This is a genomic window from Streptomyces sp. NPDC015131, from assembly GCF_043079975.1.
Lineage (GTDB): Bacteria > Actinomycetota > Actinomycetes > Streptomycetales > Streptomycetaceae > Streptomyces.
Genome location: NZ_JBIBVB010000003.1, coordinates 133,726 through 149,045, shown reverse-complemented (window position 1 = coordinate 149,045; position 15,320 = coordinate 133,726). Strand labels below are relative to the sequence as shown.

At 72.7% G+C, this 15,320-nt stretch carries 17 protein-coding genes; 10 read left to right on the top strand and 7 right to left on the bottom strand.

The window, feature by feature from the left end:
• Positions 1-81: 81 nt before the first annotated feature.
• Together ACF08D_RS12035 and meaB are read left to right on the top strand one after the other, a co-directional pair.
• Positions 82-1,278 (top strand): acetyl-CoA C-acetyltransferase, encoded by a 1,197-nt coding sequence (locus ACF08D_RS12035; protein WP_392222483.1) that lies wholly within the window; start codon positions 82-84, stop codon positions 1,276-1,278.
• Between the two features lie 2 nt (positions 1,279-1,280).
• On the top strand, positions 1,281-2,234 hold the full coding sequence (meaB, locus tag ACF08D_RS12030; RefSeq protein WP_392223177.1) for a methylmalonyl Co-A mutase-associated GTPase MeaB: 954 nt from the start codon (positions 1,281-1,283) through the stop codon (positions 2,232-2,234).
• A 442-nt stretch (positions 2,235-2,676) separates the two neighbouring features.
• Here meaB and ACF08D_RS12025 read toward each other — a convergent pair whose 3' ends face one another.
• Entirely contained in the window at positions 2,677-3,021 is a 345-nt protein-coding gene (locus ACF08D_RS12025; RefSeq protein WP_392222482.1) for a PepSY domain-containing protein, read from the bottom strand.
• A 117-nt stretch (positions 3,022-3,138) separates the two neighbouring features.
• Between ACF08D_RS12025 and ACF08D_RS12020 the strand changes: the two genes are divergently transcribed.
• Together ACF08D_RS12020 and ACF08D_RS12015 are read left to right on the top strand one after the other, a co-directional pair.
• Positions 3,139-3,798, top strand: coding sequence for a response regulator transcription factor (locus tag ACF08D_RS12020; RefSeq protein ID WP_392222481.1), 660 nt, complete (start codon positions 3,139-3,141; stop codon positions 3,796-3,798).
• Positions 3,795-5,195, top strand: coding sequence for a sensor histidine kinase (locus ACF08D_RS12015; RefSeq protein ID WP_392222480.1), 1,401 nt, complete (start codon positions 3,795-3,797; stop codon positions 5,193-5,195). Before ACF08D_RS12020 ends, ACF08D_RS12015 begins: the two co-directional genes overlap by 4 nt.
• An 18-nt stretch (positions 5,196-5,213) precedes the next feature.
• On the opposite strand, the gene ACF08D_RS12010 is transcribed toward ACF08D_RS12015, so the two are convergent.
• From ACF08D_RS12010 to ACF08D_RS11995, 4 genes are all read right to left on the bottom strand, one after another.
• A complete protein-coding gene (locus ACF08D_RS12010; protein ID WP_392222479.1) occupies positions 5,214-5,690 on the bottom strand; it encodes a MarR family winged helix-turn-helix transcriptional regulator in 477 nt (158 codons plus the stop codon).
• A gap of 134 nt (positions 5,691-5,824) precedes the next feature.
• Complete coding sequence (locus ACF08D_RS12005) at positions 5,825-6,613, bottom strand: AIM24 family protein (RefSeq protein WP_392222478.1); 789 nt, start codon at positions 6,611-6,613, stop codon at positions 5,825-5,827.
• On the bottom strand, positions 6,610-7,260 hold the full coding sequence (locus ACF08D_RS12000; RefSeq protein ID WP_392222477.1) for an AIM24 family protein: 651 nt from the start codon (positions 7,258-7,260) through the stop codon (positions 6,610-6,612). The genes ACF08D_RS12005 and ACF08D_RS12000 overlap by 4 nt, the downstream gene beginning before the upstream one ends.
• Positions 7,260-7,898: an AIM24 family protein gene (locus ACF08D_RS11995; RefSeq protein ID WP_392222476.1), complete on the bottom strand. Its 639-nt coding sequence runs from the start codon at positions 7,896-7,898 to the stop codon at positions 7,260-7,262. Before ACF08D_RS11995 ends, ACF08D_RS12000 begins: the two co-directional genes overlap by 1 nt.
• Positions 7,899-8,073: 175 nt before the next feature.
• Between ACF08D_RS11995 and ACF08D_RS11990 the strand changes: the two genes are divergently transcribed.
• The 4 genes from ACF08D_RS11990 to ACF08D_RS11975 all read left to right on the top strand — a co-directional run bounded on the left by ACF08D_RS11990 (position 8,074) and on the right by ACF08D_RS11975 (position 12,700).
• The gene (locus tag ACF08D_RS11990) at positions 8,074-8,418 is read left to right on the top strand and encodes a DUF3817 domain-containing protein (protein ID WP_392222475.1); all 345 of its coding nucleotides are present in this window, start codon (positions 8,074-8,076) and stop codon (positions 8,416-8,418) included.
• Entirely contained in the window at positions 8,415-8,708 is a 294-nt protein-coding gene (locus tag ACF08D_RS11985; RefSeq protein ID WP_392222474.1) for an MTH1187 family thiamine-binding protein, read from the top strand. Before ACF08D_RS11990 ends, ACF08D_RS11985 begins: the two co-directional genes overlap by 4 nt.
• Before the next feature lie 224 nt (positions 8,709-8,932).
• A complete protein-coding gene (locus tag ACF08D_RS11980) occupies positions 8,933-10,738 on the top strand; it encodes a glycosyltransferase family 2 protein (protein ID WP_392222473.1) in 1,806 nt (601 codons plus the stop codon).
• A 3-nt stretch (positions 10,739-10,741) separates the two neighbouring features.
• Positions 10,742-12,700, top strand: coding sequence for a galactose oxidase-like domain-containing protein (locus ACF08D_RS11975; RefSeq protein WP_392222472.1), 1,959 nt, complete (start codon positions 10,742-10,744; stop codon positions 12,698-12,700).
• Between the two features lie 9 nt (positions 12,701-12,709).
• On the opposite strand, the gene ACF08D_RS11970 is transcribed toward ACF08D_RS11975, so the two are convergent.
• The gene (locus ACF08D_RS11970) at positions 12,710-13,765 is read right to left on the bottom strand and encodes a glycoside hydrolase family 6 protein (RefSeq protein WP_392222471.1); all 1,056 of its coding nucleotides are present in this window, start codon (positions 13,763-13,765) and stop codon (positions 12,710-12,712) included.
• Between the two features lie 159 nt (positions 13,766-13,924).
• On the opposite strand from ACF08D_RS11970, the gene ACF08D_RS11965 reads away from it, so the two are divergent.
• Positions 13,925-14,434: a MarR family winged helix-turn-helix transcriptional regulator gene (locus ACF08D_RS11965; protein ID WP_392222470.1), complete on the top strand. Its 510-nt coding sequence runs from the start codon at positions 13,925-13,927 to the stop codon at positions 14,432-14,434.
• A gap of 65 nt (positions 14,435-14,499) precedes the next feature.
• Positions 14,500-14,832 carry a DUF3817 domain-containing protein gene (locus ACF08D_RS11960; RefSeq protein WP_392222469.1) on the top strand — a complete coding sequence of 111 codons (333 nt, stop codon included), beginning with the start codon at positions 14,500-14,502 and terminating at the stop codon, positions 14,830-14,832.
• Positions 14,833-14,856: 24 nt separating this feature from the next.
• On the opposite strand, the gene ACF08D_RS11955 is transcribed toward ACF08D_RS11960, so the two are convergent.
• A complete protein-coding gene (locus tag ACF08D_RS11955; protein ID WP_392222468.1) occupies positions 14,857-15,318 on the bottom strand; it encodes a MarR family transcriptional regulator in 462 nt (153 codons plus the stop codon).
• Positions 15,319-15,320: the final 2 nt, after the last annotated feature.

Here is a 15,320-nt window from a genome sequence, read left to right as displayed (position 1 = left end):
GCCCGGTGACCCGTACCGGAGCCGCTCAGTACATTGGCAGTAAACCCTCGTTCACTTCACCACACCAAGGGGCCGCGCCTCATGTCTGGAACGACCGGCACCACCTCCGTCATCGTCGCGGGCGCACGCACGCCCATGGGCCGTCTGCTCGGCTCCCTCAAGAGCTTCTCGGGCGCCGATCTCGGCGGCTTCGCCATCAAGGCCGCGCTGGAGCGGGCCGGCATCCGCGGTGACCAGGTGCAGTACGTGATCATGGGCCAGGTGCTCCAGGCCGGCGCCGGCCAGATCCCCGCCCGCCAGGCCGCCGTCAAGGCCGGCATCCCCATGAACGTCCCGGCGCTCACCATCAACAAGGTGTGCCTGTCCGGTCTCGACGCCATCGCCCTCGCGGACCAGCTGATCCGCGCCGGCGAGTTCGACGTCGTCGTCGCGGGCGGCCAGGAGTCCATGACCAACGCGCCGCACCTGCTGCCCAAGTCCCGCGAGGGCCACAAATACGGCGCGATCGAGATGCTCGACGCCATGGCGTACGACGGCCTCACCGACTCCTTCGAGAACATCGCCATGGGCGCGTCCACGGAGAAGCACAACACCCGGCTGAACATCGGCCGCGAGGCCCAGGACGAGATCGCCGCCCTCTCCCACCAGCGCGCCGCCGCCGCCCAGAAGAACGGCGTCTTCGACGCCGAGATCACGCCCGTCGAGATCCCCCAGCGCAAGGGCGACCCGGTCGTCGTCGCCAAGGACGAGGGCATCCGGCCCGAGACCACCGTCGAGTCCCTGGCCAAGCTGCGCCCCGCCTTCGACAAGGACGGCACCATCACCGCCGGCTCGTCCTCGCAGATCTCCGACGGCGCCGCCGCCGTCGTCGTGATGAGCCGCGCCAGGGCCGAGGAGCTGGGGCTCGACTGGATCGCCGAGATCGGCGCCCACGGCAACGTCGCCGGACCGGACAACTCCCTCCAGTCCCAGCCGTCCAACGCCATCGCGCACGCCCTGAAGAAGGAGGGCCTCCAGGTCTCGGACCTCGACCTCATCGAGATCAACGAGGCGTTCGCGGCCGTCGCCGTCCAGTCAATGAAGGACCTGGGCGTGTCCCCGGAAAAGGTGAACGTCAACGGTGGCGCCATCGCCCTGGGCCACCCCATCGGCATGTCCGGCGCCCGGCTCGTCCTCCACCTCGCGCTGGAGCTGAAGCGGCGCGGCGGCGGCGTCGGCGCGGCGGCCCTGTGCGGCGGCGGCGGCCAGGGCGACGCGCTGATCGTCCGCGTCCCGTGACGGTGGACGTCCCCGCCCTGGTCGCGCAGGCGCGCGAGGGCCGGCCGCGCGCGGTGGCCCGGCTGATCTCGCTGGTGGAGGGGGCGTCCCCGCAGCTCCGTGAGGTGATGGCGGCGCTCGCGCCGCTGACCGGCGACGCGTACGTCGTCGGCCTCACCGGCTCGCCCGGTGTCGGCAAGTCGACTCTGACGTCGGCGCTGGTCACCGCGTACCGGCGGGCCGGCCGGCGGGTCGGTGTGCTCGCCGTCGACCCGTCGTCGCCGTTCAGCGGCGGCGCGCTGCTCGGCGACCGGGTGCGGATGTCCGAGCACGCGTCGGACCCGGGCGTCTACATCCGCTCCATGGCCACCCGGGGCCACCTGGGCGGCCTCGCGTGGGCCGCCCCCCAGGCCGTCCGCGTCCTGGACGCCGCCGGGTGCGAGGTGGTGTTCGTCGAGACCGTGGGCGTCGGCCAGTCCGAGGTGGAGATCGCCTCCCAGGCCGACACCTCCGTGGTGCTGCTCGCCCCCGGCATGGGCGACGGCGTCCAGGCCGCCAAGGCGGGGATCCTGGAGATCGGCGACCTGTACGTCGTCAACAAGGCCGACCGGGACGGCGCCGACGCCACCGCCCGGGACCTGAACCACATGCTCGGCCTCGGCGAGGCGCGCCGCCCGGGCGACTGGCGGCCCCCGATCGTCCGCGCGGTCGCGGCCCGGGGCGAGGGCGTGGACGAGGTGGTGGAGGCGCTGGAGAAGCACCGCGCGTGGATGGAGGAGCGGGGCGTCCTCGCGGAGCGCCGCCGCGCGCGGGCGGCCCGCGAGGTGGAGACGCTCGCGGTGACCGCCCTGCGCGAGCGGATCGGCGACCTGCGGGGCGACCGCCGCCTGGACGCGCTGGCGGAGCGGGTGGCGACGGGCGAGACGGACCCGTACACCGCGTCGGACGCCCTGGTCCGCGACCTGACGGCCCCCTGACGGGGCGCGGCCGGGGGCGGGCGCCCCGCCGGCCCACCGTTGTGGGCAGTCGTCCCGCTGGGGCGATGGGGGTTCCCCCTGCGGAGCGAAGCCGAGAGCTTGGGGGAGGGTGGGCACAACGGTGCCCCCGGGGCGGCGCCGACCCCGTTCCGTTGTGGGCATTCGTTCCGCTGGGGCGGAACGGGTGGGCACAACGGACCGGTGCGGTGCCTGTTCCTGGGGTGCGCCCCGGAGCGGTGCCGGTGGGTGGGGGCGGGGCCCCTCCGGGCTCACCTCCTCGCGGTCGGCGGGGCACCCAGCCAGAAAGGGTGACCGTTACTCGCCGCCGATCCGCTGCGGGGGCGACCCTGCACGGCCCCACCCCGGCCGTCGGCCGACTGCGGGTCGTGGGTAGGAGGGGGCACGGCCCCACCCCGGCCGTCGGCCGGCTGCGGGTCGTGGGTCAGTCGTCCTTGTCGGACGCGTCGTCCGCGTCGTCCGCGTCCGGCTTCTCCTGCGCCGCCTTCGCCGTCGTGCCGTCGACCGTCCACTCCTGCGTCGTGCCGTCCTTCACCAGCTCGACCTCCCACGACTGCTTGCCCTCGGGGGCGTCGTCGTCGAGGTCGAGCGAGACGACCGTGCCGTGGCCCTCGACCGCCTTCAGGGCCTGCTCGGCCGTGACCTTGGGCGCCTTCACGGGGGCCTCGCTCCCGGAGGCGGACGAGGCGAACGCGGCGGCCGTGCCGCCCGTCAGGAGCGCCGCGGTGGCGACGGCCGCTACGGCGAGGGTGGTGCGCTTGCGCTTCATGGGTGTCCTCCCGGACGTCGGGCTGTTTCGTACGTCCACCACCGTGCGACCGGCTCGCTGAACGCAGCCTGAAACCGGCTGAAGGCTTCTTCAGCTTCCGTTTGGGACCCTGAACGCATGCGCCTGTTGATCGTGGAGGACGAGAAGCGGCTCGCCCTGTCGCTCGCCGCCGGGCTGCGTGCCGAGGGGTTCGCCGTGGACGTGGTGCACGACGGGGCCGAGGGGCTGCACCTGGCGGGGACCGGGTCGTACGACCTGGTCGTCCTGGACATCATGCTGCCCGGCATGAACGGCTACCGCGTCTGCGCGGCGCTGCGGGCGGCCGGGCACGACGTGCCGATCCTGATGCTGACCGCGAAGGACGGGGAGTACGACGAGGCGGAGGGCCTGGACACGGGCGCCGACGACTACCTGACCAAGCCGTTCTCGTACGTGGTGCTGCTGGCCCGGGTGAAGGCGCTGCTGCGGCGGAGCGGCGGGGCGCCGTCGCCGGTGCTCAGGGCGGGGGCGCTCACCGTGGACACGGCCGCCCGGCGGGTGCGGGTGGCGGAGGAGGAAGTCGCGCTGACGGCCAAGGAGTTCTCCGTGCTGGAGCAGCTGATCACCCGGGCGGGCGAGGTGGTGTCGAAGACGGAGATCCTGGACCACGTCTGGGACTTCGCGTACGAGGGCGACCCCAACATCGTCGAGGTGTACGTGAGCGCGCTGCGGCGCAAGCTCGGCACGGGCACGATCACCACGGTGCGGGGCGCCGGGTACCGGCTGGAGGCGCGGTGAGGTCGGTACGCGCGCGTACGGCGCTGGGGGCGACGCTCGTGGTCGCGCTGGCCCTGGTGGTGGCCGGGGTGGCGCTGCTGGCCGTGCTGCGGGGCAACCTGGTGAACCAGGCGGAGCTCCAGGCGGAGGTGTCGGCCCGCTCGGTGGCCTCGCAGGTCGCCGGGGGCACCCCGTTCGGCCGGCTGGACCTGCCGGACGACACCGAGGAGCACCCGGTGCAGGTGGTGGACGGGGCGGGCCGGGTCGTGGCGGTGAGCGACGACATCGAGGCGATCTCCGGCACGGGCAGTTCCGGGACCCGGGCCGTGCCGGGCGGCGGGGAGCCGGGGGCGGGCGAGGTGTCGGAGGAGGCGGACCACTCGACGGGCGAGGTGACCGTCGACGGCGAGCGGGCCACGTACCGCTTCGCCGCCGTGCGGGCGGACGGGCCGCGCGGCGAGGTGACCGTCTACGCGGGCGCGCCGCTGGCGACCGAGGAGGCCACGGTGGCGGGCGTGCGGGACGCGATGATCGCCGCGATGGCGCTGCTGCTGGTGGTGGTGGCGGGCGTGACCTGGCTGGTGACCCGGCGGGCGCTGAAGCCGGTGGAGGGCATCCGGGCGGAGATGGCGGCGATCACGGCGTCGGCGGACCTGTCGCGGCGGGTGCCGGAGCCGGGCACCCGCGACGAGGTGGCCCGGCTGGCGCGGACGACCAACGAGACGCTGGCGGCGCTGGAGGCGAGCGTGGAGCGCCAGCGGCGGTTCGTCGCGGACGCCTCGCACGAGCTGCGCAGCCCGATCGCCAGCCTGCGCACCCAGCTGGAGGTGGGGGCGGCGCACCCGGAGCTGCTGGACGTGCCGGGCGCGGTCGCCGACACCGTACGGCTGCAGCAGCTCGCCGCGGACCTGCTGCTGCTGGCCCGGCTGGACGCGGGGGAGCGGGCGGGGCGGGGGCCGGTCGACCTGGCGGCGCTGGCGCGGGAGGAGGTCGCCCAGCGTGCGGCGGGCGACCGGGTGCCGGTGCGCGTCGATGCGGAGAGCGCGGCGGAGGGGCCGGGGGCGGCCGTGGTCGACGGGTCGCGCGGGCAGCTGGCGCGGGTGCTGGGCAACCTGCTGGACAACGCGCGACGGCACGCGGAGGCGGACGTGGTGGTGGAGGTGCGCCGCGCGGGCCGGCACGTCGTGCTCACCGTCGCGGACGACGGGGCCGGCGTGCCGGAGCCCGAGCGGGAGCGGATCTTCGAGCGGTTCGTCCGGCTGGACGACGCCCGCAGCCGTGACGAGGGCGGTGCGGGGCTGGGGCTGGCCATCGCCCGGGACGTGGCCGTGCGCCACGGCGGGACGCTCACGGCGGGTGCCGCCCCGTCGGGCGGGGCGCTGTTCACCCTGCGGCTGCCCGCGCTCGACCAGCCGTGAGGCGGGCCCTCTCGGGGGTCAGGGCTTGCCGCGCAGGCCCCTCAGCTGCTCGGCGACGGGCTTGAGGGACTGGCGCAGCGCGTCGAGAGCCTCGGGGTCCAGCAGGTCGATGAAGTGCTTGCGCACGGAGTCGACGTGGTGCGGGGCGACCTTCTGCATGGTCTCCATGCCGTGCTCGGTCAGGACGGCGTAGAGCCCGCGCCGGTCGGACTCGCAGTTCTCCCGGCGTACCAGACCGGCGTTCTCCATCCGGGTGATCTGGTGGGAGAGCCGGCTCTTGGACTGGAGCGTGGCGGCGGCCAGGTCGCTCATGCGGAGGCGGCGGTCGGGCGCCTCCGAGAGGTTGACCAGGATCTCGTAGTCGTTGTTGGTCAGGCCGAACGGCTGGAGGTCCTTCTCCAGCTGGTACGTCAGCAGCCTGTTGACGTCCAGATAGGTGCGCCAGGCGCACTGCTCGGCATCGGTCAGCCAGTTGGTGGCCGTCTCGGTCTCCATATATGGATTCTACCTAAGAAGTTGAATTCTGGACGAATGAGGGGTCGTGACGCCGGGCACTCCGGCCCCCCGTCCTCGCATCCGCCCCACAAGGGCGCAGACGTTCGAGGGCGTCACACTCAGCAGACTACCGCTCACAGTCCGAAGCGACGCTGGAGGTCCCCCAGCTGTCCGGGAAGGCGCGGTGTGGAGCCGTGCCCGCCCTGGCCGGATCCCGACCCCGGGGCGCCGGCGCCCGGCACGCCCGGCTCGTGCGGCACCGCACCCGTCGCCCGCTCGGGCATCAGGGCCTCCGAGGACTGCAGCAGCACCGTCCCGGCGCCCACGAACTCGAACTGGTGCTCCTCGCCCGAGGCGCCCCCGAGCCCGGTCAGCGCGCGCAGCCCGCCCATCACACCGGTCATGTAGCCGTGGTCGTAGTGGTGGCAGGGCGAGGGGCAGTCCGCCCAGCCGACCAGCGCCTGCGGGTCCACCCGCAGAGGCGGCTCCATGAAGACCACCGGGCCGTTGGAGGCCGCCACGAACTTCCCCGTACCGATCAGGGTGAGGAAGCCGGGCACGATCGACTGCTTCAGGGCCAGGGAGGGCTGGTACGCGAGGAGGTTGCCGGCGCGGATCGTGAGGTTGCCGTCGTCCAGGTCGTACGAGTTGACGTCGAAGGCCCGGTCGGCGAGCAGCATCTTGCCGCTGCCCTCCGCCACCACCCAGTCGCTCGCGTGCAGCGGGGAGTGGAAGCTGGAGCGGACCAGCCGGTCCAGCCGGCCGTGGCCGACGCCGTTGAAGTCGATGCGCCCGTAGTAGGCGATCATCTTGCCCTTCTGCAGGAACCACTGGGAGCCCTTCAGCTCCACGCAGAAGGTGTACGCGTTGACGTTGTCGTCGCTCGGCAGGGTCGACGGATCGTGGATGACGGGCGTGCTCACAGTTTCTCCTCCGACGCCTGGACGTAGACCGCACCGCTGCCGCTCAGCTCCAGCTGGAACGCCTCGCCGGAGCCGCGCCCCACCATGTCGCGCCAGCCGAGCGCGGTGGAGAGCTTGTTGCGCACGTCGCCGTGGTGGGCGACGTACGCCTGGGGGTCGACGTGCACGGGGCGGCCGGGCGCGATGGGCAGCTCGACGACCCCGCCGTGGGCCATCACGGCGACCGCGCCATGGCCCTTGAGGGTGGTGGTGAACAGGCCCTGCCCGGTCACCTGGCCGCGCACCATGCCCATCACACCGCCCTGCGAGCCCATGAACATGGTGCCCTGCTGGAGGGTGCCGTCGAAGGCGAGCAGCCGGTCGGCCTCGACGTACAGCGTCTCGCCGGACAGCCGGATCACCTGGATGTGGTGGCCGCCGTGCCCGAACATCACCGTGCCGCTGCCCTCCACGGTCATCAGCGGCGCGGCCTCGTCGGCGACCCGCCGGCCGATCATCGACATCACGCCGCCCTGGCCGCCGGCCATGTTCGGCGTGAAAGTGACGTCCCCGCGGTAGGCCAGCATCGCGCCACGCTGGCTGAACATCTTCTGTCCGGGGGAGAGGGTCGCCTCGACCATCTTCGAATTGACCTCGCGGAACGGCATCAGACGTCCCCTCCGACCGTGTTGCGCTCGCTGGGCTGGACGTACACCAGGCCGTCGCCCTCGAAGCGGATCTGGAACGCCTCGCCGCCGCCCTCGCCGACGAGGGTGCGGAAGGTCACGCCCGACTGGAAGTCCTGCCGCAGATCGCCCTGGTGGGCGATGTACGCGCCGGGGTCGACCGAGAGCGGGTACTGCGGTGTCACCCGCAGCACCACGGCCGGCCCGTCCGACATGATCGCCGCCTGCCCGGTGCCCTCCACCGTCGTGGTGAACAGCCCGGTCCCGCTCGCCCCGCCGCGCAGCCCGGTGAAGCTGGTGCCGGTGCGCAGGGAGGCGTCGGCGCACAGCAGGTTGCTGGACTCCACGTACAGCTTGTCGCCGTGGAGGGAAACCAGGTTGATCTCGGAGGCGCGGTCGGCGAAGAAGCAGGTGCCCTGCCCCGTCACCTCCATCATCTCCATCTGCTCGCCGGTGAGGCGGCGGGTCACCATGCCGCGCAGGCCCTCGCCGCCGCCGGACATCTTCTTGAAGGCCATCCGGCCGTCGTACGCGACCATCGAGCCGTTCTTCGCCTTCACGGCGTCGCCGGTCATGTCGACGGCCAGCACCTTGCTGCCTTGGAGTCGGAACGTTGCCACGCGACGACGGTAACCGGTGCTCCGGGGCGCGGACAGGGACCTGGGGAGGATCCCGACCCTGACATCGGGCCGGCGAGGCCGCCTGTCACAATGAACGGGTCGCTTGTGCACCGATTCACAAGATTGGTGGCCGGGCGACTGTCGCCCCCAGACCGACGCCGAAGGTAGCCGCCCCGTGGACATCAAGACCGCCGCCTCCCTCCACCGCCTCCGACTGGTCTCCGCCCCGGAGGCCGTGTCGTTCATCCTGCTGCTCGTCTGCTCGGTGCTGAAGCGCACGACGGAGTTCAACGCCGTCCCGGTCATGGGCGCGATCCACGGCGTGCTGTTCGTCCTGTACGTGCTCTTCTGGCTGGACGCCTGGAACCGCACCAAGTGGGACGTGAAGACCGCCGCCGTCTACTTCCTGCTGTCCGTGGTGCCCTTCGGCGGCTTCTACGCCGACCGCAGGCTGCGCCGCGCCGCCGACGACGCGGTCATCGCCTCCCGCGCCCGCCGCGAGGGCACGGTGAACGCGTGATCGTCGCCTTCTCCGTCACCCCGCTCGGCGTGGGCGAGGAGGTCGGCGAGTACGTCGCCGACGCCGTCCGCGTGGTCCGCGAGTCCGGGCTGCCGCACCGCACCGACGCGATGTTCACCTCGGTCGAGGGCGAGTGGGAGGAGGTCATGGACGTCGTACGGCGGGCCGTGGCCGCCGTCGAGGCCCGCGCGCCCCGCGTCTCCCTGGTCCTCAAGGCCGACATCCGCCCGGGCGTCACCGACGGGCTCACCTCCAAGGTCGAGACGGTGGAGCGCCACCTCTCCGCCTGACCCGCAGCAGACCGGAACCCGGGAACCCCGGCCGCCTCGCGCGGCCGGGGTTCTTCGTGTCCGTACGCCGCGAACCGCCTCCGTACGGGCCCCGCCGGCCGCCTCCGGGCGGGCCCTCAAACGCCCCGGCCGGGAAACCCCCCGCTCGGACGCCCCCGGTCGACACGGTGTCGCATCTCCCTTTTTGTAGGGATATACCGACCCGCTCGACAGGTGGAGGCACCGTGCGGCCGGAAGGCTACGACTACGACACCTACAGCCGACTCGCCGGTCCCCTCACGGAACCGGATCCGGCGGCCTGTCAGGTGCGGTACCGCAGTCTGCTCGCCCGGGAACCGCGCCGAATACGAGCCGTCGCGCTGATGACGCTCGCCCCGCTGCTGTCGGCGGCCCTGCTGGCCTACCTGGTGTGGCCCACGCACTGGACCCGGCGCGAGGGCGGGGACGTCTGGCTGGTGCGGTTCGACGCCGTGATGCTGGTGTCCATCGGGCTGATCTGCCTGTTCATGCTGGTCAACGTCGCCTCCATCGCCCACGCCACCATGGTCGCCCGCGACCCCGTACCGGTCGTCCCCGAGGTGGGCACCCGGGTCGCCTTCCTCACCACCTACGTACCGGGCAAGGAGCCGCTGTCCATGGTCCGCGCCACCCTCGAAGCGGCGGTCCGCGTCACCCACCAGGGGCCGCTGGACGTCTGGCTGCTCGACGAGGGCGACGACCCGCAGGCCAAGGCCCTCTGCCGCGAGCTGGGCGTCCACCACTTCACCCGGGCCGGCGTACCCGCCTGGAACCGCCCCAAGGGCGCCCACAAGGCCAGGACCAAGCACGGCAACTACAACGCGTGGATCGCCACGCACGGCGACGCCTACGACTTCTTCGCCTCCGTCGACACCGACCACGTCCCGCTGCCCAACTTCCTGGAGCGGACCCTCGGCTACTTCCGCGACCCCGACATCGCCTTCGTCGTCGGCCCCCAGGTGTACGGGAACTACACCTCGCCGGTCACCAAGGCCGCCGAGTCCCAGCAGTTCCTCTTCCACGCCCTCATCCAGCGCGCGGGCAACCGCTACCACGCCCCCATGTTCGTGGGCACCAACAACGTCGTCCGCATCGAGGCCCTCGTCCAGGTCGGCGGACTGTACGACTCGATCACCGAGGACATGGCCACCGGCTTCGAGCTGCACCGCGCGGTCAACCCGCTCACCGGCCGGCTGTGGCGGTCCGTCTACACCCCCGACGTCCTCGCCGTGGGCGAGGGCCCCGCCTCCTGGACGGACTTCTTCACCCAGCAGCTGCGCTGGTCGCGCGGCACCTACGAGACCCTCTTCCGGCAGTACGCCAAGGGCTTCTTCCGGCTCCCCCCGGGCCGGCTGCTCAACTACACGCTGATGCTCGTCTACTACCCGATGACCGCGGTCAACTGGTTCCTCGGCATCCTCTCCTGCGTCCTGTTCCTCTGGTTCGGCGCCTCCGGCACCCAGGTGTCCTCCTCCGTCTGGCTGATGCTCTACAGCGACGCCGCCGCCCTCCAGATCGGGCTCTACCTGTGGAACCGCCGCCACAACGTCTCCCCGCACGAGCCCGAGGGGTCCGGCGGGCTGGCCGGCATGGCGATGTCGGCGCTCTGCGCGCCCATCTACCTCGCCTCCCTGTGGGCGGCACTGGTCCGCACCGACGGCCGCTTCGTCGTCACGCCCAAGGGCGGTGAGGCCAGCCCCGACCGGCTCGCCACCTTCCGCATCCACCTGTTCTGGGCCGGCGTGCTCGCCCTCTCGCTCGCCGTCTCCGTCGTCCTCGGCCACACCCACGCCGCGATGCGCACCTGGGCGGTGCTCGCCCTCGGCATAGCGCTGGCCCCGGTCGCCGTCTGGGGCTGGGGCCGCCTCCAGGAGGGCCGGGCACGCGGCCGGTTCCGCCGCCCGCAGCGGCGTACCGCCTCCGCGGTGGCGGCGGCGGCACGCGCGAAGGTCGCCGCCCAGGCCGGCGACGAGCCCGAGCCCGCGTTCGCCACGACGACAGGAGGGAACTGACCCATGGCCTACCGGCCGTCGAAGAAGCTCAAGAAGACCCTGCTGGGCGGTGGCGCGGTGCTGCTGCTCGCGGGCCTGAACGCGCCGGCCGCGCTCTCCTTCGCCCAGGAGAAGTACCACGCCTACAAGATCGCCCAGCCCGGCTACCGGGCGAAGTACGGCTCCTGGCAGCAGCTCGACGTGCCCGGCGGCGTCCGCCTCAACGCCATCCACGCCGCGCTGCTCCACACCGGCAAGGTGCTGCTCATCGCCGGCTCGGGCAACAACCAGAAGAAGTTCGACGCGGGCACCTTCGACACCGTCCTGTGGGACCCGGTCAAGAACACCTTCAAGAAGATCCCCACCCCGGAGGACTTCTTCTGCGCCGGCCACAGCCAGCTCCCCGACGGGCGCCTCCTGGTCGCCGGCGGCACCGCCCGCTACGAGGTCCTCGACGGCGAGGTCAAGCGCGCGGGCGGCGGCATGCGCGTCAAGAACGAGAGCCCGGACCGCGCCGTCACCCTCAAGAAGGGCACCGTCTTCCGCTCGCCCACCGGGGTCGAGTACGTCTCGAAGTTCGACGTGACCGTCCCCAAGGCCAAACGGAACTTCAAGATCTCGTACTTCACCAGCGGCCAGATGAAGCCCTGGGAGACCAAGGTCACCGCCGCCGAGGCGCGGGTCTTCGTCGAGGCCCGGAAGGAGGGGCCCCGGGCGCTGACCACCGAGGCCGCCCAGTACAAGGTCCTCGGCCTCAAGGGCAAGGACGCCGACAACGTCTACGGCATCGCCCAGCGGCTCACCACCGAGAAGCAGGACTTCCAGGGCATCAAGGCGGCGTACGAGTTCGACCCCAGGGCCGAGAAGTACGTACCCGTCGCCCCCATGAAGGACGCCCGCTGGTACCCGACCCTGGTCACCCTCCAGGACGGCAAGGTGCTCGCCGTCTCCGGCCTCAACGACGTCGGCGACGTGGTCCCCGGCGACAACGAGATCTACGACCCGAGGACCAAGAAGTGGACCAAGGGTCCCTTCCGGTACTTCCCCACCTACCCGGCGCTCTTCCTCACCCAGGGCGGCAAGCTCTTCTACACCGGCTCCAACGCCGGCTACGGGCCCGCCACCAAGGGCCGCCTGCCCGGGCTGTGGGACCTGAAGAAGAACACTTTCCAGCCGATCAGGGGCATCACCGACCCCGACCAGCTGGAGACCTCCGCCTCCCTGCTGCTGGCGCCCGCCCAGGACCAGAAGCTGATGGTGCTCGGCGGCGGCGGGGTGGGCGAGTCCGAACTGTCCACCGCCCGCACCGCGCTGATCGACCTCAAGGCCGCCACCCCCTCCTTCCGCACCGGCGCCTCCCTGCCACAGGGCACCCGCTACCTCAGCAGCGTCCTGCTGCCCGACGACACCGTCTTCACCACCGGCGGGTCGAAGCAGTACCGCGGCCGCAGCGGCAGCGACATCCTCAAGGCGCAGTTCTACGAGCCGAAGAGCGACTCCTTCCGGGAGGCCGCCGAGCCGACCGTGGGCCGCAACTACCACTCGGAGGCCCTGCTGCTGCCGGACGGACGGGTGGCCACCTTCGGCTCGGACCCGCTCTTCAGCGACAAGGACAACACCAAGCTGGGCACCTTCGAGCAGCGCGTGGAGGTCTTCACCCCGCCCTATCTGCACGGTGGCGGCGCCGAGGCCCGGCCGGCACTGGGGCCCGGGCCCACCCGGCTCGACGCCCGGGGCCGGGCCACCTTCCGCACCGCGGACGCCGCCCGGATCGCCACCGCGCGGCTGATGCGGCCCAGCGCGGTCACGCACACCACCGACGTGGAGCAGCGGTCCGTCGCGCTGGACCTCACCCGGGGCAAGGGCACGGTCACCGTCACCGCGCCCACGGACCGGACCCTGGTCCCGCCCGGCTGGTACATGCTGTTCGTGGTCGACAAGGACGGCCGGCCCTCGGTCGCCAAGTGGGTCCAGGTGCCCTGAGGCGCCCCGTCACGCCTTCGCGCGGCGGGCCAGCCCCAGGGCGTACTCCGGCCACCAGGTGCCCGCCGCCGGGCCGCCCCGGCAGGTGCCGTCCGACTCGCCCGGCCGCTTGATCCACAGGTAGGCGGCCACGCGCGCGTCGCCGGTGGCGGTGGTGGGCGGGGTGCCCAGCGCCCGGCCGGGCGGGTTGCACCACGCCTCCTCGCCGTCGCCCTCCAGCGGGCCGGCGCCGTTGCGGCTGGTGTCGACGACGTACCGGGCGCCGCCGAGCAGCGCCGACAGCTGGCTGCCGAAGGCGGTGACGGACGAGGTGGTCTGGAAGTTCGACACGTTCAGCGCGAAGCCGTCCGCCTTCGCCAGCCCGGCGCGCCGCAGCGGCTCCACCAGCTTGCCCGGGTCCTTGATCCAGGCGGGGTTGCCCGCGTCCAGGTAGACGGTGGTGCGCGGCTGCCGCTTCAGCCGGTCCACCGCCTCGGCGAGCAGCCGGTAGCGCTCCTCGTGGTGCTGGACGGGGGTGCAGCCGTCGATCATGTGCGGCACCGCGTCCGGCTCCAGGACCACGACCGCCGGGGCGTCCCCGACGGCCCCGGCGAACGTGTCGATCCACTGCCGGTACGCCTCGGGGCCCGCCGCGCCGCCCTTCGAGTACGAGCCGCAGTCGCGGTGCGGGATGTTGTACGCGACCAGGACGACCGTCCGGCCGCCCGCCGCCGCCGCGCCCCGCACGGCCCGGGTGATGTCGGTGGCCGGGTCGTTCCACGCGGGCCACTGGGCGGCGGGCCGCTCGGAGATGCGCCGCAGCACCTCGGCGTCGTCGGTGCGGCCCTCCGCCTCGTACGCGGCGACCTGCTTGGCCGCCGCGCTCTGCGGGTCGACCCAGAACGGGCCGTCCGCGGCGGGCCGGCTGCGCCCGACCGGTGCCTGGGCGGGGCCCCCTTCGCCCCGGGGGCTCGCGGCGCCGGGGCCGCCCGGCAGGCAGCCGGTGGCGGCCAGGGCGCCGGCGGACAGGGCGACCGCCAGGAGGCGGCGGGCGGTACGGGCGCGGAGCGATGTGTGGCCGGACATCCAGCCCCCTCGTATCACGGTGACCAGGGACAAACGGGCCGGGCAATCGTGACATAACGGTCACAATTCCGCGGGGTGCGACACCGCCCCCCACCGCCACCGGTACCGAACCGCGAGACGGGGCTGACCAGCATGTGACCTCTCGGTATGGTCGACGGCGTGCCGAAACCGCTCAGTCTCCCGTTCGACCCCATCGCCCGAGCCGACGAGCTCTGGCAGCGGCGCTGGGGGCCCGTCCCCTCCATGGCCGCCATCACCTCGATCATGCGCGCCCACCAGATCCTCCTCGCGGAGGTCGACGCCGTGGTCAAGCCCTACGGCCTGACCTTCGCGCGCTACGAGGCACTGGTGCTGCTCACCTTCTCCAAGGAGGGCGAGCTGCCGATGTCCAAGATCGGCGAGCGGCTGATGGTCCACCCCACGTCCGTGACGAACACAGTGGACCGGCTGGTGAAGTCGGGCCTGGTGGCCAAGCGCCCCAACCCCAACGACGGGCGCGGCACGCTCGCCTCCATCACCGGCAAGGGCCGCGAGGTCGTCGAGGCGGCCACGGCGGACCTGATGGCCATGGACTTCGGCCTGGGCGTGTACGACGCCGAGGAGTGCGCGGAGATCTTCGCGACGCTCCGCCCGCTGCGGATCGCCGCACGCGACTTCGAGGAGAAGTGAGCGGCGGGGCCCGACCCGGGGTCCCGGCCGAAGATCGCCCGGAACGTGCGGTTACGCTCGACGCCATGAAGAGGAGCGTGCTGACCCGCTACCGGGTCATGGCCTATGTGACCGCCGTGATGCTGCTCGTGCTCTGCACCTGCATGGTGGCGAAGTACGGGTTCGACACGGGCGAGGACGTGACCTTCATGGTCTCCCAGACCCACGGCGTCCTCTACATCATCTACCTGATCTTCGCCTTCGACCTGGGCTCCAAGGCCCGGTGGCCGTTCGGCAAGCTGCTGTGGATCCTGCTGTCCGGCACCATCCCCTTCGCCGCGTTCTTCGTCGAGCGCAAGGTCAGCCGCGAGGTGGAGCCGCTGCTCGCCGACGCCCGGCCGGCCGTCGCCAAGGCCTGACGCGGCCGGCCTCCCGGCCCGCCGCTACGGCAGGTCCGCGTCGCCGCCCATGTTGGCGACCAGCCGGCGCAGGACGTTCACGGCGGTGGCGTACTCCTCGGCGGCGATGCCTTCGTGGGCGCGCGCCAGGACGCGGGCGTTGCGCACCCGGGCGCGCTCCCGCCCCGCCTCGCCCTCGCGGGTGAGCGTGAACGTCCCCTCCGGCGACTCGGTGAGCCAGCCGCGGGCGACGAGGTCGTCGTACACCGCGCCGAAGTCGGTGTCCTGGTCGTCGTAGCGCAGCAGCCGCGCCGTCAGCGCCGCCCGCGTCCAGGTTCCGGGCGCCCCGGCGGCGTGGTTGAGGGTCCACCAGTGCGGCTGGGTCAGGTCCTCCTCGGCCAGCGCCGCGCGCAGGGCGCCGACGACGGCGCGGTACGCGAGACCGGTCCACGCCCCGGCGGGCTGGGCGGCCAGTTCCTCGGTCGAGTACTCCGTGATCGTGGTCATGA